The sequence below is a fragment of the Amycolatopsis sp. NPDC001319 genome (assembly GCF_042896185.1).
Taxonomy (GTDB): Bacteria; Actinomycetota; Actinomycetes; order Mycobacteriales; family Pseudonocardiaceae; genus Amycolatopsis.
Genome location: NZ_JBIAWY010000002.1, coordinates 403326 through 430199, shown reverse-complemented (window position 1 = coordinate 430199; position 26874 = coordinate 403326). Strand labels below are relative to the sequence as shown.

The window sequence follows — 26874 nt, the reverse complement described above, 5'->3', positions numbered from 1 at the left end:
TTTCTCACTGAGAGTCGTCGGAGGCGTGGCGCACCAGGGCGCCCAGCGCGCGGAACCACGTTTCGGCCAGGTCGCGCACCCGCGCTTGGGGTGCGAGGGCCGCGGGCCACGACCAGTAGGCCGCCAATGCGGGGCCCTCGGGCCGGTCTTCGGCGAGGGCGTTGACGGTCAGCGCATGGGAGACACGCTTGCCCGGGTCGGCGCCGAGGTCGGCGGCGTCGCCCTCGGGGGCGTACTCCCAGTCGCCCTCGCCGGCGTGGCCGAAGCGGCCCATGTAGTTGAACTCGATCTCCGGCGCGGGCAGCGCCGCGAGCTCGGGCCCGGTCACGGGGTTCAGGTGCCGCAGCAGCCCGAAGCCCATGCCCGCGAGGGGTGCGGCGTCCAGTTCGGCCCGCACGCGCTCCAGTGCGGTGCGCGCCGCCGGGCCGCCCGCCAGCGCGTCGGCGAGGTCGAGCTCTCCCAGGTCGAGGCGGACGGGCACGACGCTGGTGAACCAGCCGACCGTGCGCGACAAGTCGCCACCGCCGGCGAGCTCGTCCTCGCGGCCGTGGCCCTCGAGGTCGACGAGCGTCGCCGTGCCCTCGCCCACGCCGTGGCGGCGGCGCCAGTCGGCCACCGCGAGGGCGAGGCCGGTGAGCAGGACGTCGTTCACGGTCGCCCGCAAAGCCGCCGGCACGCGGCCCAGCAGTGGGCCCGTCACCGCCGCCGGCAAGGTCAGTGACAGTGCCGCCAGTCCGGACTCGACGTCCAGTTCCGGATCCCGCGAACGCAGCAGCGGCAACGGATCGCCACCCGCGAGCACCGACCGCCACCGGTCCAGCTCCGCCGCGCGAGCCGGCTCCACCGCGCGCGCCGCGAGCGCCTCCGACCACCGCCGGAACGACACGTCCACCGGCGGCAGCTCCGGCTTCCGCCCGGCGGCCACGGCCTCCCACGCCGCCGCGAAGTCGGGCAGCAGGACCCGCCACGACACCCCGTCGATCACGAGGTGGTGCACCAGCACCAGCAGGCGGCCCCGCTCGGGACCCGCGTCGAACCAGGTCGCCCGCAGCATCGCGCCGGCGTCCGGGTCGAGCCGCGCTCGCGTGGCCAGAGCTTCCGCCGCGATCACGCGTTCCAGCTGCGCGCCCGCGAGCCCGCGAACGTCCACTCGCGACACCCAGCCGCGCACGTCCACCTGCTCGGGCACCCGCAGCGCCCACCGCGCGGGCTGCCGGTCCAGCCGCGCCCGCAACATCGGGTGCCGGTCGGCCACCGCCTGCAGCACGGCCGTGAGGCTCTCGCTCGTCACCTCCGCCGGCGTGATCAGCAACGCCGCCTGGTGGTACCCGGCGATCGGTCCGCCCAGCTCGCGCATCGCGTGCATGATCGGGGTCAGCCCGACGGTGCCGGTGCCGTCGTCGGACACGGACTTCGCCACGCCGGCCTCGGTGGCCACTGTCGCGAGCCCCGCGACCGTCCGGTGCCGGAAGATGTCGCGCGGCGAGATCCGCAGCCCACCGGCGCGGACGCGGGCCACCAGCTGCATCGCCACGATGCTGTCGCCGCCCAGCGCGAAGAAGTCGTCGTCGACGCCGAGGCCCGGCACGCCGAGCACCTCGCCGACCAGCGCGCACAGCTCGCGCTCCCGGTCGGTCGACGGCGCGCGGCCGCCGGCCTGGGCCGAGAAGTCCGGCGCGGGCAGGGCCGCGCGGTCGAGCTTCCCGTTGGCCAGCACCGGAAGCCGCTCCAGCACCACGAACGCCGCCGGGACCAGGTGCTCCGGCAGCGCCGATACCGCGTACTGGCGCAGCTCGGCCGCGTCCACCGGCGCGGCCGGCACCACGTACGCCACCAGCTGCTTCACCCGCGCCTCGCGCACCACGACCACCGATTGCGCGACGGCCGGGTGCCGGTCGAGCGCCGCCTCGATCTCCGCCGGCTCCACGCGGAAGCCGCGGATCTTCACCTGGTCGTCGGCTCGGCCGCCGAAGTCGAGCCGGCCGTCGGGCGTCCAGCGCGCGAGGTCGCCCGTGCGGTACATGCGCGTGCCCGGTTCGCCGTACGGGTCGGCCACGAACCGCTCCGCCGTGAGGGCCGACCGGCCGAGATACCCGCGCGCCAGGCCGCCGCCGGCGAGGTACAGCTCCCCGGTCACCCCCGGCGGCACGGGCCGCAGCGAGCCGTCGAGCACGTACGCGCGGGTGTTGGCCACCGGCCGGCCCACGAGCGGCCGTTCGCTGTCGGCGATCCGCGCGACGAGCGCGTCCACTGTGGACTCCGTCGGCCCGTAGAGGTTGACCGCCTCGGTCCCGTCCAGCTCGGCCAGCCGCCGCCAGAGCGCGTCCGGCACCGCCTCGCCGCCGACGCCGACCAGGGCCAGCGGACAGCGGTCGCCCTCGACGAGTCCGGCGTCGGCCAGCTGCGTGAACAGCGACGGCGTGACCTCGATGAAGTCGAGTCCTTCGCGCCGGATCAGCTCGGCGAGCTGTTCCGGGTCGCGGCGCACCTCGTCGGGCACGACGTGCACGGCGTGGCCGTCGAGCAGCCACAGCTGCGGCTGCCACGACGCGTCGAACGAGAACGACCACGCGTGCCCCACCCGCAGGTGCTCGCGCCCGGTGCGCGCCACGGCCGGCCGGTGCAGCATCGCCCGGTGGCTGTGGAACAGGTTCACCAGCCCCGCGTGCGGCACCACGACACCCTTCGGCGTGCCGGTCGAGCCGGATGTGTAGATCACGTACGCCGGGTTCTCGGGCCGCAGCGGACGCAGCCGGTCGGCATCCGTCAAGTCCTCTTCGGACACCTCTGTCGCCAGAAGATCCGGCAGCAGCACAGTGTTGCCGAACTCGGGCAGGACCCCGCGGACGTCCGCGACGGTGACCAGCAGCCCGGGCCGGGCGTCGGCCAGCATCGCGGCGAGCCGTTCGGCCGGGTAGTCCGGGTCGAGCGGCAGGTAGCCCGCGCCGGCCTTGTGCACGGCGAGGATCGCCGGCAGCACGTCGGCCGACCTGGGCAACGCCAGCGCCACCAGCGTCTCCGGCCCGGCGCCGCGTTCGACCAGAGCCCGAGCGAGCCGGTTGGCGTGCGCGTTCAGCTCCGCATACGTCCACGTCGCCCCGCCGACGACCGCGACGGCATCGGGCGAGCGCCGCACCTGGGCCTCGAACAGCCCCGCCACGGTCGACGGCTCCACGGCGAGCGCGGTGGCGTTCCAGTCACGCAGGATCCGCCGCGACAGCTCGGCCGGCAGGACGTCGACCGTCCCGGCCGGACGGTCCACTGCGGACACCATCTCGCCCAGCAGCAGCTCCATGCCGGCGAGCAGGCGCTCGGCGTCCTCGTCGGTGAACAGGTCCGTGCGGTACTCGGCGGTGAGCCGGAGCCGTTCGGCCGGTTCGACCGCCCACGTCAGCGGGTAGTGCGTGGAGTCGCGGTGGTCCACGATCGTCGCCCGCAGCCCGTCGTCCGGGTCGTCCTCGGCACCGGGATAGCTCTCGAACACCACGAGCGTGTCGAACAGCTCGCCCAGCCCGGCCTCGCGCTGGATGTCGGCCAGGCCGACGTGCTGGTGCGGCAGGAGCGCGGACTGCTCCTCCTGCACACGCTCCAGCAGCGCCGACAGCGGCTCGGCCGGATCGTGGCGCACGCGTACCGGCACGGTGTTGATGAACAGCCCGAGCATCCGCTCCACGCCCGGCAGCTCCGGCGGCCGGCCCGCGACCGTGGCGCCGAACACCACGTCGGTGCGCCCGGTCAGCGACGCGAGCAGCAGGCCCCACGCCGTCTGGACCAGCGTGTTCACCGTGAGCCCGCGCTCGCGTGCCAGCTCCGTCAGCTCGGCGGTCGCTTCGCGGGGCAATTCAAGCGTCCGCTGCTTCGGCAACGCGGGGGCCCGATCCGGGTCCGCGGGCGCGAGCCGGGTCGGCTCGGCCAGCCCGGCGAGCGCGTCGCGCCACGCCGCCCGGGCCGTGGCCTCGTCCTGGTCCCGCAGCCAGCCCAGGTAACCGCGGTACGGCAACGCGGGCGGCAGCGCGCGTCCGGCGTAGAGCGCGGACAGCTCGGCCAGCAGCTGCGGGACCGACCAGCCGTCGAGCAGCAGGTGCTGGTGCGACACCACCAGCCGGTGGTGGCCGTCGGCGAAGCGCACGAGCAGGAACCGCAGCAGCGGCCCGGCGGTGACGTCGAACCGGCGGCGCTCGTGTGCGAGCTGCGCCTCCAGCGCGTCGTCCGAGACCTCCCGCCACTCGGGCTCGGCCGAGCGCGCGACGAGCGCGACCGGCCGCCCGGAGGCGAGGTACCGGTAGCTCGTGCGGAGGTTCGGGTGCCGCTCCAGCAGATCGCGCACCGCCTGCCGCAACCGGGACGCTTCGAGCGGGCCGGCGAGGTCGAACCCGAACTGCACCGTGTAGACGTCCGGGCCCTCGGTGTCGGCCGTGGCCAGGAACAGCAATCCCGACTGCAACGGAGTGAGCGGCCAGACCTCTGCCGCGTCGGCTGCGGTCGCCTGCAACTCGGCGCGTTCCGCGTCGGTGAGGTCGAGCAGCGACCGGCCGTCGTCCGACGACGGCGTGGCCGGCACCTCCCCCGCGACCTCGGCCAGCCCGGCCACCGTGCGATGGCGGAACACGTCCCGCGCGCCGAGCAGCAGACCGGCGGTCCGCGCGCGGGCCACGAGCTGCATCGCGACGATGCTGTCGCCGCCGAGGCGGAAGAAGTCGTCGCGCACGCCGACGCGCGGCAGCCCGAGCACGCCGGCCACCAGCTCCGCGAGCACTTCCTCGCGGGCCGTGGCCGGAGCGTCGTCGCCGGTCTCGAACTCGGGCGCCGGCAGTGCCCGGCGGTCCAGCTTGCCGCTGGGGGTGAGCGGCAGCTCGGCCAGCGGCACGACGGCGGCCGGGACCATGTGCTCGGGCAGCGTCTTCCCGACGTGGTCGAGGAGATCGTCCGTGGCCCCGCTCGCGACGACGTAGGCGACGAGCTGCCGTCCTTCGTGGACGATCACGCGCGCCTGCGCGACGGCCGGGTGCGTGGCCAGCGCGGCCTCGATCTCGCCGAGCTCAACGCGGAAGCCGCGGATCTTCACCTGGTCGTCGGCGCGGCCGAGGAACTCGAGCTCCCCGTCCGCCGTCCAGCGCGCGAGGTCGCCGGTCCGGTACATCCGCTCGCCGGGCGCGCCGAACGGGTTCGCGACGAACCGTTCGGCCGTCAGGCCCGGGCGCGCGTGGTAACCGCGCGCCAGCTGCACTCCGGACAGGTACAACTCCGCCGCCACACCCGGTGGCACCGGCCCCAGGTGGGCGTCGAGGACGTGGGTTCGGGTGTTCCATACCGGACGTCCGATCGGGACGCGGCCCGAGGGCGCCAGCCGCGCGGGTGCCGCGGTGACGTCGACCGACGCCTCGGTGGGCCCGTAGAGGTTGTGCAGCTCGGCGTCGAGGTCGAACCTCGCGACGAGGTCGGCGGGCAGGGCCTCACCGCTGCACAGCACGCGCCGCAGGCTCAGGCACGCGCGGGCACCCGGCTCGCCGAGGAACACCTCCAGCATCGACGGGACGAAGTGGACAGTCGTCACGCCTTCCCGCCGGATCAGGCCCGCGAGGTAGGCGGGATCCTTGTGCCCTTCCGGTTTGGCCACCACCAGCGTCGCGCCAGCCAGGAGCGGCCAGAAGAACTCCCACACCGACACATCGAAACTCGACGGCGTCTTCTGCAACACCCGATCATCCGCAGTCAACCCGTACTCGTCCTGCATCCACAGCAACCGGTTCACAATCCCTCGATGCGGAACCACCACACCCTTCGGCCGCCCCGTCGAACCCGACGTGTAAATCACATACGCCGGCGCACCCGGCGCCACCCTCAACCCCAGGTTCGTGCTGTCGTAGCCCGACGCATCGACCGGGCCGTCCAGGACCACAGCTGGAGCCGCGTCGGCAAGCATGAAATCGCGCCGCTCCGCCGGGTAGTCCGGGTCCAACGGCAGGTAGGCCGCGCCAGCCTTGTGGATCGCGTAGAGGGAGACCACCAGCTCCAGCGACCGCGGCAACGACACCGCGACCACGGACTCCGGCCCGGCACCATGCTCGCGCAGCCACCGCGCCAGCTGATTGGCTCGCGCGTTCAGCTCCGCGTACGTCAGCGAGGCGTCTTCGAACACCAAGGCCGGGGCATCCGGCGTCCGGGTGACCTGCTCCTCGAACAGCTCCGGCAGTGTCGCCCCGGCCACGTCGTGATCCGTGGCGTTCCACCTCTTCTGCAGCGCCGATTCCGCGTCCGACAGCACGTCGAGCGACCCGACCGGCACCGACGGATCGGCGGCCACCTGCTCCAGCACCCGCACCAGCCGGGTCGCGAACGACTCCGCGGTCGCGCCGTCGAACAGGTCCGCGCTGTATTCGATCGCGCCGGCGATCGCACCGCCCGGCTGCTCCAGGAACCCGAACTCCAGGTCGAACTTCGCGACGTCCTGCGCCACGTCCTCGCGCACGACCTCCAGACCCGGCAACTGCGGCGTGTCCGCGCCCTCCGGCAGGTACACGACCATGGTCTGGAACAGCGGGTGCCGCGCCAGCGAACGCTCCGGTTCCGCCAGCTCGACCACCCGGTCGAACGGCAAGTCCTGGTGGGAGAACGCGGCCAGATCGGTCGCCCGGACCCGGCGCAGCAACTCGCCGAACGCGGGATCGCCGGCGAGGTCCGTGCGCAGGACCAGCGAGTTCACGAAGAACCCGACCAGGTCCGTGAGCCGCTCGTCCGTGCGGCCGGACACCGGCGCGCCCAGCGGGATGTCGGTGCCGGCGCCCAGGCGGTGCAGCAGTGTGGCGACGGCGGCCTGGCCGAGCATGAACATGCTGGTGTCGTGCTCGATCGCCACCGCGCGCAGCCGTGCCGTGAGCCCGGCCGGCACCTCGAACGTCACCGTGGCGCCGCGGTGGCTCGACTCCGCCGGCCGCGGCCGGTCGGCGGGCAGGTCCAGCTCGTCCGGCAACCCGGCGAGCACCTCGCTCCAGAACGACGTCTGGCTCTCCTGCTCGCCGTCGAGCATGGCCTGGTGCCACAACGCATAGTCCGCGTACTGCACCGGCAACGGTGTCCACTCGGGAGCGACGCCGTCGAGCCGGGCGCGATAGGCCGTCGCGAGGTCGGCGAACAGCGGCCCTTCGGACCACTCGTCGGTGACCACGTGGTGCAGCAGCACCAGCAGCACGTGCTCGTCCTCGGCCACGGCGAACACCCGCACGCGCACCGGCGGGGCCTCGTCGAGCCGGAACGGAATGTCCACTTCGGACCGGATCCGCGCGGCCACGTCGGTCACGCGCTCGACCGCGAAGTCGAGTGGCACGGCGCCGAGAGGCACAGCTGCGAGGATCCGCTGCGCCGGGACTCCGTCGTGCTCCTCGAAGACCGTGCGCAGCACTTCATGGCGGGTGACGACGTCGGCGAACGCCGCCCGCAGCGCGTCGAGGTCCAGCGCGCCCCGCAGCCGCCACGCGTGCGGCACGGAGTACGTCGACGTCGGGCCGTCCAGGCGGTAGAGGAACCAGAGCCGTTGCTGCGCCGCCGAAAGCGGCAGCACCTCCGGCCGGGTCGCCGCCACCAGTTCGGGCCGGTCCCCGGTCGGCGCGGTCAGCCGCTCGGCCAGCGACGCCACCGTCGGTGCCTCGAAGACGTCCCGCACGCTGATCTCGGCGCCCGCCGCGCGGATCCGCGACACCAGCCGCATGACCAGCAGCGAATGGCCGCCGAGGGCGAAGAAGTCGTCGTCGATCGACGGTGCCGGCACGGCGAGCACCGCCGCGAAGAGGTCCCGCAGCTCGCGTTCCCGGTCGGTCCGCGGCTCGCGACCGCCGGCCGTCGTGAACTCCGGATCCGGCAGGGCGGCGCGGTCCAGCTTGCCGTTGGGGGTCACAGGGAACTCGCCGAGGGGCACGACCACCGCCGGGACCAGGTGTTCCGGCAGGGTCTTCGCCAGCTCCGCCCGCACGTCACCCGGCGTACCGGTGAGGTAGGCGACGAGCCGCTCGTCCCGGGCCACCACCACGGCGCCGGTGACGCCGTCGAACGCGGTGAGAGCCGCCTCGATCTCGCCCAGCTCGACGCGGAAGCCGCGGACCTTCACCTGGTGGTCGACGCGGCCGAGGAACTCGAGCACCCCGCCTTCGGTCCACCGTGCGAGATCGCCCGTGCGGTACATGCGCTCCCCCGGCGCGCCGAACGGGCTCGCCACGAACCGTTCCGCCGTCAGCCCCGGCCGCACGAGGTACCCCCGCGCGAGCTGCACGCCGGACAGGTACAGCTCACCCGGCACGCCCGGAGGCACCGGCCGCAGCCGGGCGTCGAGCACGTGGGTGCCGGTGTTCCAGATCGGGCGGCCCAGCGGGACACCCGGGCCGTCGAACGGGCCGGTCGCCGGGAACGCCGTCACGTCGACCGATGCTTCCGTCGGCCCGTACAGGTTGTGCAGCTCGGCCGGGAGCAGCTCGGCGAACCGCGTCGCGACGTCGGACGGCAACGCCTCACCGCTGCACAACACCCGCCGCAGCCCGGTGCACCCCGCGGCTTCCTCCAGGAACAGCCGCAGCATCGACGGGACGAAGTGGACAGTCGTCACGCCTTCCCGCCGGATCAGGCCCGCGAGGTAGGCGGGATCCTTGTGCCCTTCCGGTTTGGCCACCACCAGCGTCGCGCCAGCCAGGAGCGGCCAGAAGAACTCCCACACCGACACATCGAAACTCGACGGCGTCTTCTGCAACACCCGATCATCCGCAGTCAACCCGTACTCGTCCTGCATCCACAGCAACCGGTTCACAATCCCTCGATGCGGAACCACCACACCCTTCGGCCGCCCCGTCGAACCCGACGTGTAAATCACATACGCCGGCGCACCCGGCGCCACCCGGACACCGAGATCCGCCGAGTCGTAGCCGCTGACGTCGACCGGCCCGTCCAGCACCACGGCCGGAGCCGCGTCGGCAAGCATGAACTCCCGCCGCTCCGCCGGATAGTCCGGGTCCAACGGCAGATACGCCGCACCCGCCTTGTGAATCGCGTACAACGCCACCACCAGCTCCAGCGACCGCCGCAACGACACCGCCACCACGGACTCCGGCCCGGCACCCTGCTCGCGCAGCCACCGCGCCAGCTGATTGGCCCGCTCGTTCAGCTCCACATAGGACAGAGCCGCGCCCTCGAACACCACGGCCGGGGCATCCGGCGTCCGCGCCACCTGAGCCTCGAACAACTCGGGCAGCGTCACCGCCGGCACGTCGTGGGCGGTCGCGTTCCAGGACTCCAGGCGCGCCAGCTCCCCGTCGGCGACCACGTCGAGAGCCGCCACCGCAACCGAAGGCTCTGCCGCGGCCTGCGCCAGCAACGAGCCCAGCCGGGCGAGCAGCCGCCACGCCGACTCCGCCGTCCAGCGGTCCGCCGCGTATTCGAGCATGAGGGTGAGCGGCGCTGCGCCGGCCTCGTCGACGAGGGTGAAGTGCAGGTCGAACTTGGCCGTCGCGTGCCCGGGTTCGAGCCACGTGGTGGGCAGCCCGAGCACGTCGGGGTCACCGCCGGGCCGGTAGTGGTAGCCGACCATGACCTGGAACAGCGGGTTCCGGCCCGGCACGCGCGGCGGGTTCAGCGTCTCCACCACGCGTTCGAAGGGCACGTCCTGGTGCGAGAACGCGACCAGGTCCGCGGCCTTGACCCGGTCCAGCAGCTCACGGAACGTGGGCTCGCCGCTGAGGTCCGTGCGCAGCACCAGCGTGTTGACGAAGAACCCGACCAGGTCGTCGACGGCCGCGTCGGTGCGGCCGGCGATGGGCGCGCCGAGCGGCACGTCGTCGCCCGCGCCGACCCGGTGCAGCAGCGCGGCGACGGCCGACTGCAGCACCATGAACAAGCTCACCCCGGCGTCCGCCGACAACGAGCGCACGGCTTCGGCGAGCGCACCGTCGAGCGGCAGCCGGACCTTCCCGCCGCGGCCGCTCGGCTGCGCGGGACGCGGCCGATCCGCCGGCAACGGGATCTCGTCGGGCAGCCCGCGCAGCACGCCGGTCCAGTACTCCAGCTGTTCGGGCTCCGCGTCGGCGAGGAAGTCCCGCTGCCACAAGGCGAAGTCCGCGTACTGCACGGGCAGCGGAGTCCACTCGGGAGCGTCGCCCCACCGCCGGGCCTCGTACGCGGTGCCCAGGTCGGTGAGGAACGGCCGGTCGGACCATTCGTCCGTCGCGCCGTGGTGCAGCAGTATGGCCACGACGTGGTCGTCGTCGCCGAGTCGCAGCACGTCCACCCGCACCGGCAGCTCGCGCGCCAGGTCGAAGCGCCGCTCCGCCAGCTCCGCGACGCGCGCGTCCACCTCGGCCTCGGTGCACGCCAGCACCGAAAACGGGATCTCCGGCGAGTCCAGAATGGATTGGTACGGCTCACCCTCGTGCTCGGCCAGCACCGTGCGCAGCACCTCGTGCCGGGCCAGCACGTCCCCGAGCGCCAGCCGCAGCGCCTCGACCTCCAGCGGCCCGCGCAGCCGCACGAACAGCGGGTACGTGTACGCCGCCGCCGTGGTGTCCATGCGGTCGAGCACCCACATCCGCTGCTGCGCGAACGACAACGGGATCCGCTCCGGCCGCTCGCGCGCGACGACGGCCGGCCTCGCCGGCGCACCCGTGCCCGCCCGGGCGGCCAGCTCCGCGGCGGTCGGCGCCTCGAACAGGTCCTTGATCGCCAGCTCGGCGCCGAGCTCGGTCCGCGCGCGGCTGATCAGGCGCGTGGCCAGCAGCGAATGCCCGCCGAGGTCGAAGAACGAGTCCTCCACACCCACGCGCTCGAGGCCGAGGACCTCGGCGAAGAGCTCGCAGAGCACCTCTTCCTCGCGCGAGGCCGCCGGCCGGCTCTCGGCCAGCGACACGGCGGGTTCGGCGTCGGGCAGGGCGCGGACGTTGAGCTTGCCGTTGTCGGTCAGCGGCAGGCTGCCGAGTGTCACGAACGCGGCCGGCACCATGTAGTCGGGCAGCTGCCGCTTCAGCTCGTCGCGCAGCACCTGCACCAGCTCGGCGCTGCCGCGCGCGGCGGTCGGGCTGTTCGCGAACGGCGTGAGGTTCGTGCCGGTCGCCGCGGGCACGTAGAGGCCCGAGACCGGCGCTTCCGCCCGGACGAACACGGCGTCGAACACCCCGTCGACGCCGGTCGACCACGTCGTGTGCACGGCGTAGCCCAGACGCTCGCCGAGGCGGTGCACGGCTTCGGGTTCGACGCCGTCGCCGGTGCCGTGGAAGCGATCGAGCACGTCGAGCAGCGGCGCGCCCGCGTCGAGCGCCCGCATGGCGGCGAACTCCGCAGCGAGCCGCGCGTCCGGAATCCGGCTGACGCGCAGCTCGTCACCGGTCAGCCGGCCCTCCAGCTCCGCGAGCGAGCCGACCTCGTCCCACAGCACGCGCGGGGCCTGCGCCACCGGCACCTCACCGGTGGCGTCCTTGGTCAGGACCACGTCGTAGCGATACCGGCTCAGCTCGTTGTGCAGCTCGGCCCGCTTCACGCGGATCCGCGCGCCGACGCCGGGCAGCGTGTGCGCGAGTGCCGTGAAGTAGTCCGGGTCGAGCAGCAGCTCCTTCTCCAGTGCGGCACCGCGTTCGATCGCGCGGCGCAGCTGGGCGACGTCGGACGTCGCGTCGGCGCGCGTGAGCTGGATGGCGGTGTGGAACGACCGCGCCAGGCGCAGGTTCCGCACGTCGCCGACGAACAGCGAACCGCCGGGCGCGAGCAGGTCCAGCGCCGTGCTCAGCACTTGGGTGAGGTAGTCGACGCTCGGGAAGTACTGGATCACGGAGTTGATCACGACGGTGTCGAAGTGCCCGCGCGGCAGGCCACCGAACTCGTGCGCCGGCTGCGCCCGCAGCGTCACCTTCGCGGCCAGCTCCGGGTCTGCTTCCAGCTCGCGGGCGAGCTTCCCGATCACCGGCGCGGCGAGGTCGGTGCCCCAGTATTCCTCCGCGTGCGGCGCCAGCGGCCCCATCAGCAGCCCGGTGCCGACGCCGATCTCCAGGATCCGCCGCGGCGCCAGCTCCCCGATGCGCGCCACGGTCGCCGCGCGCCACTCCCGCATGTGCGCCAACGGGATCGGCGTGCCGTCGTAGCTGGAGTCCCAGCCGGCGAAGTCCTCGGTGACCAGCGCGGTCGGGATCTCGGTGTACTCGTCGGAGTAGATCTGCTGCCACTCGCCGACCTGGTCGGCTTCGGCGGCGTCGCGCTCGTCGCCGCTCAGCTCGGCCGGCACGACGTAGCCGACGAGCCGCTGCAGCCCCGGCGCCGACGGGTCCGGCCGCGCGATCACGGCCGCCTGCGCGACCTGCGGGTGCCGGGCCAGCGCCGTCTCGATCTCGCCCAGCTCCACGCGGTAGCCGCGGATTTTCACCTGGTCGTCGGTGCGGCCGAGGAAGTCGAGGTTCCCGTCGGGCCGGCGGCGCACGAGGTCACCCGTGCGGTACATGCGCGCGCCGGGCTCGCCGAAGGGATCCGCGACGAACCGCTCCGCCGTGAGCCCGGGCCGCCCGAGGTACCCCCGGGCCAGGCCGATGCCCGCGATGTAGAGCTCGCCGGGCACGCCGTCGGGCACCGGCCGCAGCCAGTTGTCCACGAGGTACGCGCGGGTGTTCCAGATGGGCTTGCCGACGGTCGGGGTGGCGCTGTCGGTCGTGCCGCCGCCGAGCGTGTTGATCGTGTACTCGGTGGGGCCGTAGAGGTTGTAGCCGTAGACGCCTTCGGTGTCGCGCAGGCGGTTCCAGACCGATTCGGACACCGCTTCGCCGCCGAGCAGCACCAGCGCCGGTCGGTGGCTCGCCGCGTCGTCGCCGTCGAGCAGGCCTTCCTCGATGAGCAGGTGCGCGTAGGTCGGCGTCACGTTCACCACGTCGACGCGGTGCCGGTCGCAATAGCCCACGAGCGCGCGGGCGTCGCGGCGCAGCTCCTCGTCGCACACGTGCACCTCGTGGCCCTCCACGAGCCACAGCAGCTCTTCCCACGACATGTCGAACGCGAACGACACGGTGTGCGCGATCCGCAGGCGCCGCCCACCCGCCGACGCGATGGCCGGCCCGAAGATCGCCTCCTGGTGGTTGAGCTGCATGTTCGTCAGGCCGCGGTACGGCGTGACCACGCCCTTCGGCTTCCCCGTGGAACCGGAGGTGTAGATGACGTACGCGGGGTGGTCCATCCGGTCGGCGCGGTCGCGCCCGAACAGCGGGCGCTCGGCGTCCACGAGGTCACGGCCGGACAACGCGGCGAGTTCGGCCTTCACTTCGGCGCCGTCCAGCAGCACCCGCGGCAGGTCCTGCGGCAGATCCTGCGCGACGGCCGTGGTCGTGACCAGGCACAGCGGACCGGCGTCGTCGAGCATCAGCGCGAGGCGGTCGGCCGGGTAGTCGAGTTCGAGCGGCAGGTACGCGGCTCCGGTGCGCAGCACCGCGAACAGCGCCACGACCATGTCGATCGACCGCGGCAGCCCGAGCGCGATCACACGTTCCGGCTCGGCGCCGCGCGAAAGCAGCAGCCGCGCCATCCGGTTCACTGCTTCGTCCAGCTCCGCGTAGGTCAGCGTCTGCTCGCCGAACACGAGCGCGGTCGCGTCGGGCGTGCGGGTGGCCTGGGCGGCCAGCAGGTCGGCGATGGTGTCCCCCACCACCGGGTGCTCGGTGGCCGACCAGATCTCCGCCAGCTCCGCACGCCGGCCGGCCGAAACCGTCTCCAGCGCGCCGACGGGTGCGGTCAGGTCGCCGACGATCTGCTCGACGAGCCCGGTGAACCGGCTCAGCAGCACCGCGGCCTCGTCGGCCGCGATCACGTCGTCGCGGTAGGACAGCGTCACGCGCATCGACTGCCCGGGCGTGATCACGAGCGTCAACGGGTAGTGCGTGGCGTCGACGTTCACGAGGCTCGTGATGCCGTGCCGATGCCGCAGGCCGGCGTAGCGTTCGTCGCCGTCGGCGCCGCGGAGCACGAACAGCGTGTCGAACAGCACGCGGTGCCCGGCCTCGCGCTGCACCACGCCGAGGCTCATGAACTCGTACGGCGTGAGGTCCATCCGCTCGGCCTGGATGCGGCGCAGCAGGTCGAGCACCGGCTCGTCCGGCACGAGCCGCACCCGCGTGGGCACGGTGTTGAGGAACAGGCCGATCGTGGTCTCGATGTCCGCCACGGCGGCGGGGCGCCCGGCGACGGCGGCGCCGAACACCACGTCCTGGCGGCCGACCATCGTGGACAGCACGAGCGCCCACGCGGCGTTGAGCACCGAGTTCACGGTGAGCCCGTGGCGGCGGGCCTCGGCACGCAGCCGATCGGTCAGCTCGGGCGTCAGGTGCGCGTCGAGATTGACCGGGGTGACGGGCTCGAGGCCCTGGGTGCCGGGACCGATCAGTGTCGGCTCGCTCAGCCCGGTCAACGCCGACCGCCACGCCGCCGAGGCCTCCTCGACGTCCTGGCGCGACAACCACTCCAGGTAGTCCACATAGGACCCGCCGGCCGGGGGCTCGCCGCCCTCGTAGTGCGCGAAGAGCTGCTCGATGAACAACCACGCGGACCAGCCGTCCCACAGCAGCAGGTGCCGGTTGAGCACCACGCGGTCGCGTTCGGCGCCGAGGCGCACGAGCGTGATCCGGAACAGCGGCGGGTGGCCGAGGTCGAACCGGGTCGTCCGGTCGCGCTCCATCAGCTCGGCCAGCCGCCGCTCACGGTCCGCTTCGGACAGGTCGCGCAGGTCCACTTCGGTCACCGGGGGTGCGAAGCCGGCCGTGACGAACTGCACCGGCCCGCGCAGTCCTTCGCTGGTGAAGCCTGCACGCAGGCTGGGTGTGCGATCCGTCAGCGCGGCGCACGCGGCGCGCAGGCGGCCGGCGTCGAGGTGCCGGTCGAGGTCGATGGCCTCCTGGATCGTGTAGATGTCGATGCGCGACTGGTCGTAGCTGGAGTGGAAGAACAGGCCTTCCTGCAGCGGCGAGAGCGGCCAGATGTCCGACAGTGGCAGCGGGCTCAGCCGTTCGACGTGTTCGATCTCGTCTTGCGCCAGGTCGATCAGCGTGAGGTCCGACGTGGTCAGCCCGGCCGCGGCCACGTCCGTCGCGGCGAGGTCGGCCAGTGCGGCGACCACGCCGTCGACGAAGTCCGGCGTGGCACCGGCGAAGGTGAGCGCGAGGACCGGTCCGTCCGGCGTGTCCTCGCAGACCGCACCGATGCGCAACGAGTGCGCCCCGGCGGGCGCGCCCGGGCCGGCCGCGAAGTCCCAGTCCTGCGTGCCCGACGGCACGCGGCCCGCGTACCGCAGCAGCACGTCGGCGCGGGCGAGCTGGGCGAACAAGGGTGCGGCCTGGGGGTTGAGGTACCGCAGCAGGCCGTAGCCGAGCGCGTCCGGAGCCGCGCGGACGAGGTCCTTGACCTGCTTGAGGTCCGTCGCGGTCAGCCGCACCGGAGCCGCGGTGTGCAGCGCGCCCACCGCGGCGGGTGTCCCTTCAGGACGGTCGAGCACGTCGACGATCAGCTCGCCGCCGGCTTGCGCGAGGGCCGTGAGCAGGACGTCGGTCACGTCGCCGCGCACCGACGCGGGCAGCTGCTCGACGATGGCCCGGCTCTGGCCCGGCGGGAACCGCACGGTGCGTTCAGTCTGCGTCCCGGGCCCGGGGACCGTCGCGGCGCCCGGCGCGAGCGTCGCGGCCCAGTACTCCAGGTCCGCCAGCAGCTCCGGTGCCTGCGCCCGCTCGGTGACGGCGCGGGCGTGGGTGCGCAGCGAGGTTTCCACCACGGCGAACACCGGGGTGTGCCCGGCCTGGACCGCCGTCCAGGCCGTGGCGAGGTCGGCGGCGATCGTGGGCCACGACGGGGCGTCGACCAGCAGCGGGTGGGCCGTGAGCAGCAACTGGTCGCCGGACCGCACCGCCCGCAGCAGGATCCCGGCGTCGGGATCGAATTCGGCAGTGGTGTTCTCGGCAGTGGTGTTCTCGGCGAGCAGCACTTCGGCGGCGTCGACCGCGCCGGCCGGGCGCGTCTCTAGCGACCACAGCACGGACGCGACGCGGCTGCGCTTGAGCCGCAGCCCGTCGTGGTGGTCGAGCACCGCCTGCAGCGCGGCCGCGAGGCTCTCGGTGTCCGCGTGGGCGGGCAGGCGCAGCCGGATCGACTCGGTGCCGCTGTCGCCGAGTTCGCGCAGGCGGTGCACCTCGGGCAGCAGCGGCACGTCGCCGACCCCGTCCGGATCGGGCACCGGCCCCTGCGTCACGGGCGCGCCGCCGAGGGCCGCCAGCGCGGCGGGCGTGCGGTGGGTGAACACGTCCTTCGGGCTCAGGTCGAACCCCGCCCGGCGAGCGCGGCTCGACACGCTGATCGACGTGATGCTGTCGCCGCCCAGCAGGAAGAAGTCGCCGTCGGCGCCGACCTCGGCCAGCCCGAGCACGTCGGCGAAGATCGCCGCCAGGGCGGACTCGCGGTCATCGCCACGCTGCCCGGCCGCCACCGGCGCGGCGACGACCGGCGCCGGCAGGGCACGGGTGTCGAGCTTGCCGCTCGGGGTCAGCGGGAACTCGCCGAGCACCACGAGGGCGTTCGGCACCATCGTCGCGGGCAACACCGCGGTCAGCGCGGCCCGCAGTTCGTCGGTGTCCGCGGAACCGGCTGCGTACCCGACCAGGGCACCGTCGCGCACCACGACCACGGCCGCGCGGACGCCGGGTTGCGCCGTGAGCACGGCCTCGATCTCGCCGAGCTCGATGCGGTTGCCGCGGATCTTCACCTGCCGGTCGGTGCGGCCCAGGTACTCGAGCTCACCGTCGGCTCGGCGCTGCACCAGGTCGCCGGTGCGGTACATCCGCGCACCCGGCTCGCCGAAGGGGTCGGCCACGAACCGGTCGGCCGTCAGCGCGGGCTGCCCGTGGTAGCCCCGCGCGAGCTGCACGCCCGCGAGGTACAGCTCCCCGGCCACGCCGTCGGGCACCGGGCGCAGGCACGTGTCCAGCACGAGCAGGCGCGTGTTCCACACCGGACGTCCGATGGGGACAGTCGCTTCCGGACCGTCGCGGAACGGGAAGTACGACACGTCCACAGCCGCCTCGGTGGGGCCGTAGAGATTGTGCAATGGCACACCGGTCAGCCGCCGCCAGCGCGCCGCGGCCTCGCCGGGCAGCGCTTCGCCGCTGGTGAACACGCGCCGCAGCGACGCGGCCCAGCGCGGGTCGCCGGTGACCTCCTCGACGGAGAGGAACGCGGCCAGCATCGACGGCACGAAGTGCAGCGTCGTCACGCCGTGGCTGCGGATCACGTCGGCGAGGTACGCCGGGTCACGGTGGCCGTCCGGCCGCGCGAACACCACGGCCGCGCCTTCGCGCAGCGCCCAGAAGAACTCCCACACGGACACGTCGAAGCTCGACGGCGTCTTCTGCAGCACGCGGTCGTCGGCACCCAGCCGGTGCTCGTGCTGCATCCACGCGAGCCGGTTCACGATCGCGCGGTGCGAGACCACGACGCCCTTGGGCCGGCCGGTCGAACCGGACGTGTAGATCAGGTACGCGGCGTCGTCGGGGCTCGCCACCGGGCCGGGCCGGTCGGCGACGTCCGGACCGTCGACCGGCACCTGCTCCGGGCCCGCCGGCACCTGCGCGGCCGTACCCGGTTCGATGACCACCAGCGCGGCCCCGGAGGACACGAGCATGTACTCCAGCCTCTCGGCCGGGTAGTCGAGATCGAGCGGCAGATAGGCCGCGCCGGACTTCAGCACGCCCAGCAGCGCCACCATCAGCTCGGCCGAGCGTGGCACGGCCACCGCGACCACCGCCCCGGGCCGCGCGCCGCGAGCCCGCAGGCGCCGGGCCAGCACCGCCGCGCGGGCGTCCAGGTCCGCATAGGACAGCCGCTCGTCCTCGAACAGCACCGCCGGCGCGTCCGGGGTCTCGGCCACGTGCCGCTCGAACGCCGTGAGCAGTGTCTGCTCCGGCACCGAGACGGCGGTCGCGTTCAGCTCCCCCAGCCGTTCCAGCTCCGCCGCCGAAACGAGGTCCACGTGTGCCACCGGCGCGTCCGGGGCCGCGGCGAACGCTTCGAGCACTCGCACGAACCGTTCCGCGAGCTGCTCGGCCGCCCGCGCGTCGAGGCGCGCCGCGTCGAACTTCAGGCCGAACTCCAGTGTGTCGCCCGGCGTGGCGATGAGCGCGACCGGGTAGTGCACCGCGTCGACGACCTCGACGCCGGTCACGCGCACCGCGCCGGCGTCGCCGTTGTCGCGCGGGTAGTTCTCGACCACGACGAGCGTGTCGAAGAGCTCCTCCTGGCCCACGCCGGCGATCCGCTGCAGCTCGGCGAGCCCGAGGTGCTGGTGGTCCAGCAGCGCGGCCTGCTCGTCCTGCAGCCGGCGCAGGAGCCCGGCGACGGTGTCGCCCCCGGTCCAGCGGACCCGCACGGGCAAGGTGTTGATGTACAGGCCCACGGCGTCCTCGATGCCCGCGACGCCGGGGTCGCGGCCAGACACGGTGCTGCCGAAGACCAGGTCCCCACGGCCGGTCAGGCGGCCGAGCAATAGGCCCCACGCCCCGTGCAGCACGGTGCCGAGCGTCAGCCCGTGCTCGCGCGCGAACGCGCCGACGCGGGCGGTGGTCGCCGCGTCGACGGCGAAATGCACCCCCGACGGACGCCGTGGTGCCAGCCCGGCGTAGGTGGTCACGAGCCGGGTCGGTTCCTCGATGCCCGCGAGCGCCGTCCGCCACGCCTGCCGTGCCGCATCGTGGTCCCGCGCCGCCAGCCGCCGCAGGTGCGCCGTCCGCGAGGCGGGCTCGGGCCGAAGCGGTTCGGTGGCGCCGTAGCGGGCGAGGATCTCGCGCACCATCACCGCGACCGACCAGCCGTCGGCCACGATGTGGTGGAAGGTCAGGGCGAGCCGCTCGCGCCCGACGAGCGTGGCGCGCAGCAGCGGCGGCCGGTCGAGGGCGAAGCGGCGCTCGCGGTCGGCGGCCAGCGCGTCGGCGGCGGCCTCGGGCGAGACCTCCCGCCACGGCAGCTCCGCGTGCGCCGCCACGACCTGGACGACCCGGCCGTCGTCGAGCTGGCGGAAACCGGACCGCAGCGACGAAAAGCGATCGAGGAGGTTCTGCACGGCGCGGCGCAGCGTGGGCGGGTCCACCGGCCCGGCGAGGTCGAAGATCTCCTGGACGGCGTAGACGTCGTCGTCCTCGTACGCGGCGTGGAAGAAGAATCCCTGCTGCAACGGGGTCACCGGCAGCACCTCGGCGTGCGAGGCGAGCGCGGCCGAGTCCGCTTCGGACAGCTCCAGCAGCGGCTCCGCCGTGTCCTCGGCGGTGGTCACTTCGCCGGCGCACGCGGCGAGTGCCTCCGCGGTGCGGTGCTGGAACACCTGCCGGGGCGTGATGGCGAGACCGTGCTGCGCGGCGCCGAGCACGAGCCGGATCGACGAGATGCTGTCGCCGCCGAGCGCGAAGAAGTCGTCGTCGGCGCCGGCCGACGGCACGCCGAGGACGTCCGCCATCACCGTGCACAACGCGACCTCGCGCGGCGTCCGCGGCGAGCGGCCCTGCGCCAGCGCCCCGAAGTCGGGCAGGGGCAGCGCGGCGCGGTCGAGCTTGCCGTTGGTCATGATCGGCAGGCGGTCCAGCGGCACGAACGCCGAGGGCACGAGGTAGTGCGGCAACGCCTCTTCGACGCGGCCGCGCAGGTCCTTCATCAGCGACGCCGGGTCGCGGTAGACCACCGGCACGTTGGCCAGGTGCCCGTCGGTCGGGCCGGCGTACGTCGCGACCGGCTCCTCGCGCGACAGCACGAGGTCGAACGCCGTCGCCGTCTCCCCCGACCAGGTCGCCGCCGCCTGGTAACCGGCCGCGCCGGCCAGCTCGACCAGCACGTCCGGGTCCATGGCCGCGCCGGGAGCGGGCACCGGTTCGCCGCCCAGCGCCCGCAACGCCGTGAGGTCCGGGATGAGCCGCTCGTTCGGGATTCCGGTGACGCGCAGTGCCTCGAGCCGTCGCCGGCCGAGGTGGGCCGCGAACGCGCCGGACGAGCCCAGCTCGGCCCACGGCACCGCCGGGACTTCGCGCGGGGCCGCGGCTTCCGTCCGCAGCACGACGTCGTAGCGGTAGCGGCTCAGCTCGTTCTCGTACGTCGCGCGCTTCAGCCGGATGTCGGCCTCCGTGAACGCGGCGATCCGTTCGGGCAGCGCGGCGAAGAAGCCCGGATCGAGCACCAGCTCGTCCTCGCGGGCCACGGCCGCGTCGACCGCCGCCGGTGTCGCGTCCCCTTGCGCGGCCGCGACACCCGCTCGCAGCACGCGCTGGAGGCTCAGGTTCCGCACGTCACCCACGAACACCGAGCCACCGGGGGCGAGCAGACCCGTGACCTGCCGCAATACATTGAGGAGGTACTCGGCGCCGGGGAAGTACTGCACCACGGAGTTGATCACCACGGTGTCGAAATGGCCGGCCGGCAGGTCGCCCAGCTCGTGCGCCGGCCGCGCCCGAAGGTGCACCTTGCCCGCCAGCTCCGGCCGGTCGGCGACGCGGCTTTCCAGCAACCGCACCACTTCCTCGGACAGGTCCAGCGCCCAGTACTCGACGGTGCCCGGCGCGAGCTTCGACAGCAGCAGCCCGCTGCCCACGCCGAGCTCCAGCACGCGGCGCGGCCGCAATGCCCGAATCGAGTCCACAGTGGACTCACGCCACGCACGCATGTCGCGCAACGGCAGCGGCTCGCCGTCGTAACTGGAGTTCCAGCCGGTGAAGCCCTCGTCGAACGGGTCGCGGTCGGCGACCGAGTAGAGCAGCTCGTGCACGTCCTTCCAGCGGCCGACCTGCGCGGCCTCCCGCGCCGCGTCCCGGTCGGCGCCCGGCGCCTGCTCCGGCACCACGTACGCCACCAGCCGCCGGTCACCCGGCTTCACTTCGCGCGGCACCACGGCCACCCGCGCGACGCCGTCGTGCGCCGCGATCACCGACTCGATCTCACCGGGTTCGACGCGGAAACCGCGGATCTTGACCTGGTGGTCGGCGCGGCCGAGGAAGTCGAGGTTCCCGTCGGCGCGCCAGCGCACGCGGTCGCCCGTGCGGTACATGCGTTCGCCCGGCCCGGCGAACGGGTCGGCCACGAACCGCTCCGCCGTGAGCGCGGCGCGTCCGACGTACCCGCGCGCTAGGCCGCGGCCGCCGACGTACAGCTCGCCCTCCACGCCCGGTGGCACCGGGTTGAGCGCGGTGTCCAGCACGTAGCAGCGGGTGTTCGGGTCGGGGCGTCCGATCGGGATCGGCCCGGTCCAGTCCGCTTCCGCGGGCCACAGCGTGGAGTTCACCGTCGCCTCGGTGAGCCCGTACGCGGCGACCACGCGCAGATCCTTCGCCCAGCGCGCGATCAGCTCGGGCGGCACGGTTTCGGTGCCGACGATGAGCACCGCGCCCTTCGGCAGTTCGCAGTCGAACGGCAGCGCGGCCACCAGCGAGGGCGGCAGGATCATGTGCGTCGCGGCGTGATCGGCGATGCAGCCGGTGAGCTCGACGCCCGCGACGCGGCGGTGCGCCGGCACCACGATCACGCGCCCGCCCACGCACAGCGACATCACGAGGTCCCACACCGTCACGTCGAACCCGGCCGACGCGAACTGCACGACCCGGCTCTCGGCCGTGATCCCGATGCGCTCGGTGGCGGTGACGATCAGGCTGCCGATGCCGTCGTGCGAGAGCACCACGCCCTTGGGCTTGCCGGTGGAGCCGGAGGTGTAGATCACGTAGGCGGCGCGGTCCAGCCGCAACCCGCCGAGGTCGACGGGCCCGCCGTCGAGCGCGGCGAGCTCCGCGCGCACGGCAGGGTCGTCCAGCAGCACGACCTCGTCCACGGCGGGCAGCTGGTCCGCGGATTCCGTGACCGACAGGACGGCGCACGCGCCCGAGTCCGTCAGCAGGTACCGCAGGCGGTCCTCGGGCAGGTCGAGGTCCAGCGGCAGGTACGCGGCGCCGGACTTGAGCACACCCAGCAGGCCCACGACCAGGTCGACCGAGCGCGGCAGCGCCACCGCCACCACGTCCTCGGCTCCCACCCCGCGCGCGGTGAGCAGGCGCGCCAAGCGGTTCGCGGCGGCGTCCAGCTCGGCATACGTGAGCTGCTCGCCCTCGCAGACCACGGCGACGGCGTCCGGCTGCCGTGCGACGACGCGGGCGAACGCCTCGGGCCAGGTCAGTTCCGGCGCCTCGGTGGGGGCCGTCGCGAAGTCGGTCAGCACGAGCTGCCGTTCGCGCTCGGTGAGCAGGTCGATCGCCGCGATCGGACGGTCGGTGCTCGCGGCCATGGCATCGAGGACGGCGAGGAACCGGCGTTCGTGCTCGGCGAGCGTCTCGGGTGTGCCGGCGGCGGCGAACTCGAGCCGCAGGCCGCCGCCCGCGCCGGCGTCGTGGGCGGTGACGGCGAGGTCGGTCACGGGGCCGAGCGCGACGCTGTGCACCGTGGCCGTGGCTTCGCCGAACGAGACCGAGACCTCCGGCAGGAAATTGAGGCTCAGCCCGGTGAGCTCGTGCATCCCGCCGGTCAGGTTCTGCTCGCGCGCGAGGTCCTCGCCGCGGTAGCGGCTGTGGTCGAGCACGTCCGCGACCTCACGGGTGAGCGCGGCGACCAGCTCGGCCGGCGTCGTCGAGGGCCGCGCGGAAACCCGCAGCGGCAAGAGGTTGGACAGCATCCCGGGCCGGTCGCGCAGCGCGGCGTCGGGCCGCGCCGCGACGGGCAGGCCGAGCACGAGGTCCTCGGCGCCGGTCACGCGGTGCGCGTAGGCGGCGAGTGCCGCGATCGCCACGCGCGACAGGCGGGTGCCGTGGTTCCCGGCGAACTTCCGCAGCGCGTCGGCGCGGGCGGCCGGCAGCGTGACCGACCGCCGGACCACCTCTCCCTCGCCCCCGGCCAGCCGCACCGGATCGGGCCGGCCGGCGAGCTTTTCGCGCCAGTACTCGCGATCGGCTTTCCGGGCGGCCGATTCCCGGTACTCGCGGTCGGCCGTCAGCAGCGGCGCCACACTCCAGTCCACAGTAGACTTGCCGCCGTCGTAGAGTTCCGCGGCCCGCCGGGTGAGCACTGCCTGGCCGTAGGCGTCGGTCACCAGGTGGTGGAACGTCTGCGCCCACCACACGCGGTCCGGTCCCAGCACCAGCACCGCGTGCGCGGTCAACGGCCCGCGCGCGAGGTCGGCCGGCTCCGCCAGCGCCGCCCGCATCCACGCGTGCGCCGCGGCCTCGGGGTCCGGCTCGCCGGACAGATCCACCACGGGCACCTCGGCCGCGCACGGCGCCGGGTCCTGCCGCGGCACGCCGGTCTCGTCGGCCTCGACTGTCACGTGCAGTCCCTCGGCTTCACCGACCGCCCGCCGCACCGCGTCCGCGAGCCGCGCCGGGTCGAGGCGGCCGCGCACGTCGGCGTACCAGCCGATGCGGTACGCCGGGTCCGCGGGAGCGAGCGACTGCGCGAAGAAGACCCCGGCCTGTGCCGCGGTCAAAGGGGAACCGGGCACGACGCCGGTCATCCGGGAACCTCCACCGTTGACTGAAGCTGGACTGACTGGGCGCAGCGCCGTCAGCGCGTGCCGCTCACCGCGTACTCGGGCAGGTGGGCCACGGCGGCCCGGCGATCCACAATGGACTGCAGGATCTCGCCGACGCGCACCGCGGTGTTGGACAGCAGCGACGACGTGATGCCGTGCGTGTGCTCGGTGCCGCCCTGCAGGTAGAGCCCGCCGCGCACGGCGGCGTCGGTGGTGATGCGGTAGTCGCGCTCAACGCGCAGCCGGCCTTCCGCGTCCCGCCGGCAGCCCGCGGCGAGCTCCCCGAGCAGCGGCGTCGGGTCCGCGGGCAGGTAGCCGGTGGCGTAGACGACGGCGTCGGCGTCGAGCACCGCGCGCTCACCGGTGGTCAGCGATTCGACGGTCGCGCGCACGTGGGTGCCGTGGTCGGTCACGTCCACGGGCCGGGAGACGTTGAACAGCCGCAGCCGCTCCACGCCGAGCACCTTCTCCTGGTAGACGCGGCGGTAGAGGTCGTCGATCAGGTCGAGGTCGACCGCGGAGTAGTTCGTGGCGCCGTGGTAGCGCATCAGCCGGTCCTTCACGGGCTCGCTGGCGCTGTAGAAGTGGTCGACCGCATCCGGGTCGAAGATGCGGTTGGCGAACGAGCTGTCGTCGGCCGGGCTGTAGCCGTAGCGCGCGAAGACCGCGCATACCTCGGCGTGCGGGAACTCGTCGTGCAGCAGTGCCGCGGCCTCGGCCGCGCTCTGGCCGGCGCCGACCACCACGAACCGCTTCGGTTCGCTGCCGCGCAACCGTTCGACGCGCGGCAGCAGCTGGCTGTTGTGCCAGATCCGCTCACTTCCGCTGACGCCTTCGGGCAGGTTGGGCCGCAGTCCCGTGCCCAGCACGAGGTTGCGGGCGCGCAGTTCCACGATCTCGTCGCCGGACTTCGCGCGGACGTCGAAGAAGACCACCTCGTCGCCGTCGCGCACCGGCTCGACCGACAGGACCTCGCTGCCGTAGGACACGACGTCGTCGACCTTGGCCGCCGCCCACTCGAAGTAGTCGTGGAACTCGATGCGCAGCGGGAAGAGGTTCTTGTGGTTGATGAAGTCGACCAGCCGGCCCTTGGCGTGCAGGTAGTTCAGGAAGCTGAACTCGCTCGTCGGGTTGCGCATGGTCGCGAGGTCCTTGAGGAACGAGACCTGCATCGTCGCGGTGTCGATCAGCATCCCGCGGTGCCAGCCGAACCGCGGCTGGCGCTCGAGGAAGTGCGCGGTGACCGTGTCACCGGACCCGGGCGCGGCGTTGTGCTCGGTCAGCGCGATCGCGAGGGCGAGGTTCGATGGTCCGAACCCCACCCCGACCACGTCGTACACCGGCACCTGGCCATCGACCACTGCTCGTGACATGAAAGTCCCCTAGCGCGGCACTGCCGCATCTCGGTTCGGCTCAGCTCCGACTCAAAAAGCTCAGGAAACCCTAACCTAACTTAGGACAGGCTCAGCTAGTACCGTGTGGGTGATGTTCGTCCCCTCGAACGCGAAAGGGATTCGCCGATGCGCGTGGCCATGTTCGGCTACCAGACCTGGGGGCACCGCACCTTGCGGGCCCTCATCGACGCCGGTCACGAGGTCGTCCTCGTGGTCACGCACCCGAAGAGCGACCACGCGTACGAGAAGATCTGGGACGATTCGGTGGCCGAGCTGGCCGAGGCCCACGGAATCCGCGCCCTGCTGCGCAACCGCCCCGACGATCCCGAGCTGCTGGCCGAGCTGAAGGCCGCGGAGCCGGAGCTGATCGTCGCGAACAACTGGCGGACCTGGCTGCCGCCGGAGATCTTCACCCTGCCGCCGCACGGCACGCTGAACGTCCACGACTCGCTGCTGCCCGCGTACGCCGGGTTCTCGCCGCTGATCTGGGCGCTGGTCAACGGCGAACCCGAGGTCGGCGTGACCGCCCACCTGATGAACGCGGAGCTCGACGCCGGCGACATCGTGGTGCAGCGCGCCGTGCCGGTCGGCCCGAAGGACACGACCACGGACCTGTTCCACCGCACGGTGGATCTCATCGAGCCGATCGTCACCGAGGCGCTCTCGCTCATCGGGACGGGCACCGTGGTGCCGATCGCCCAGGACCGGTCGAAGGCGAGCTTCTTCCACAAACGCGCCCCGCGCGACAGTCTCATCGACTGGACGTGGCCCGCGCCGGACATCGAACGGCTGGTGCGCGCGCAGTCCGACCCGTATCCCAACGCGTTCGCCTACCACCGCGGTCTTCCGCTGGGGATCGTGCGCGCGTCGGTGTCGGCCGGGCACTACGGCGGCACGCCGGGCCGCATCTTCATCAAGGAGGGCGACGGCGTGGTGATCGTCGCCGGTCCCGAAGCGCGCCGCGGCCACTCCCCCGGGCTGCTGGTCGAACGCGTGCGCACGGAGGACGGCACGGACCTGGCAGCGGCCGACTACTTCACGACGATGGGCGGGTACCTCACCGATCGGCCTTGAAAGTGCGGATCGGGATTTCGCCGATCGGCTGAAACTTCCGGTGAGCCGAGATTGTCGGTGCGCCGGGTTACGGTGGCCGCAACCGTGACCCGGTGTGCCGGGCCCGACCACTGGAGGAACGCACCATGGCCACCCCGATGTCCGCCGAGCGCGCCCGCGCCTTCCTCGCGGAAGGCAACCGCAGCGCCATCTTCGTCACCGTCCGTGCCGACGGCCGCCCGCACGCCGTCCCCGTCTGGTTCGCTACCGACGGCGACGACCTGCTGGTCAACATCACCCAGGACAGCGTGAAAGGCCGCGCGATCGCCGCCTCGGCCGAAGTCGCGCTCACCGTGCACGACGACGTGGCGCCCTACAGCTTCGTCTCGGTCAACGGCACGGCCGAGATCGTCACCGACCCCACCCGCGTCCGCAGCGGCTCGGAGCTCATCGCGCGCCGCTACCTGCCCGCCGAAGGCGTCGACCAGTTCGTCGGCTACGCCACCTCACCGGGCAAAGTCCTCGTGGTGGTCCACCCCACGCACACCACAGGCGTCGACGCCGTGGCCGGCTGACGGATCCCGCTCACTGGAACACCAGGCGTTTCGCCTTGCGTGGCAAGGGTCCCGTCGAACGGGCGCCCGGCCGACCCGCTGCCATGCCGGGCACGGGTCACGACGGCAGACCGGGCAGCGGTCGGTCTGGCACGCGCCCGCCGAGCGTCGACGCCACAGCCGGCTGACTCGTCTCGATCACCGGAACACCGGGCGTTTCGCCTTGCGCGGCAAGAATCCGCCGAACGGGAACTCACCAGCCGCCGCCACCGGACTCCACGCACGCGCCCGGCCGACCCGCTGCCATGCCGGGCACGGGTCACCACGGCAGACCGGGCGGCGGTCGGTTCTCGCACAG

4 protein-coding genes are annotated in these 26874 nt (G+C 73.2%); 2 read left to right on the top strand and 2 right to left on the bottom strand.

The genetic code is table 11. From position 1 onward, the window contains the following. Nucleotides 1-4: 4 nt before the first annotated feature. Nucleotides 5-23497 carry a non-ribosomal peptide synthase/polyketide synthase gene (locus tag ACFY1H_RS07670; protein ID WP_386945344.1) on the bottom strand — a complete coding sequence of 7831 codons (23493 nt, stop codon included), beginning with the start codon at nucleotides 23495-23497 and terminating at the stop codon, nucleotides 5-7. Between the two features lie 50 nt (nucleotides 23498-23547). Then, nucleotides 23548-24888 (bottom strand): lysine N(6)-hydroxylase/L-ornithine N(5)-oxygenase family protein, encoded by a 1341-nt coding sequence (locus tag ACFY1H_RS07665; RefSeq protein WP_366576365.1) that lies wholly within the window; start codon nucleotides 24886-24888, stop codon nucleotides 23548-23550. A gap of 147 nt (nucleotides 24889-25035) precedes the next feature. Here ACFY1H_RS07665 and ACFY1H_RS07660 point away from each other — a divergent pair, with 147 nt between their 5' ends. Together ACFY1H_RS07660 and ACFY1H_RS07655 are read left to right on the top strand one after the other, a co-directional pair. Beyond that, on the top strand, nucleotides 25036-25983 hold the full coding sequence (locus tag ACFY1H_RS07660; RefSeq protein WP_386945342.1) for a methionyl-tRNA formyltransferase: 948 nt from the start codon (nucleotides 25036-25038) through the stop codon (nucleotides 25981-25983). A gap of 125 nt (nucleotides 25984-26108) precedes the next feature. Continuing rightward, the gene (locus ACFY1H_RS07655; RefSeq protein WP_366576369.1) at nucleotides 26109-26537 is read left to right on the top strand and encodes a PPOX class F420-dependent oxidoreductase; all 429 of its coding nucleotides are present in this window, start codon (nucleotides 26109-26111) and stop codon (nucleotides 26535-26537) included. Nucleotides 26538-26874: the final 337 nt, after the last annotated feature.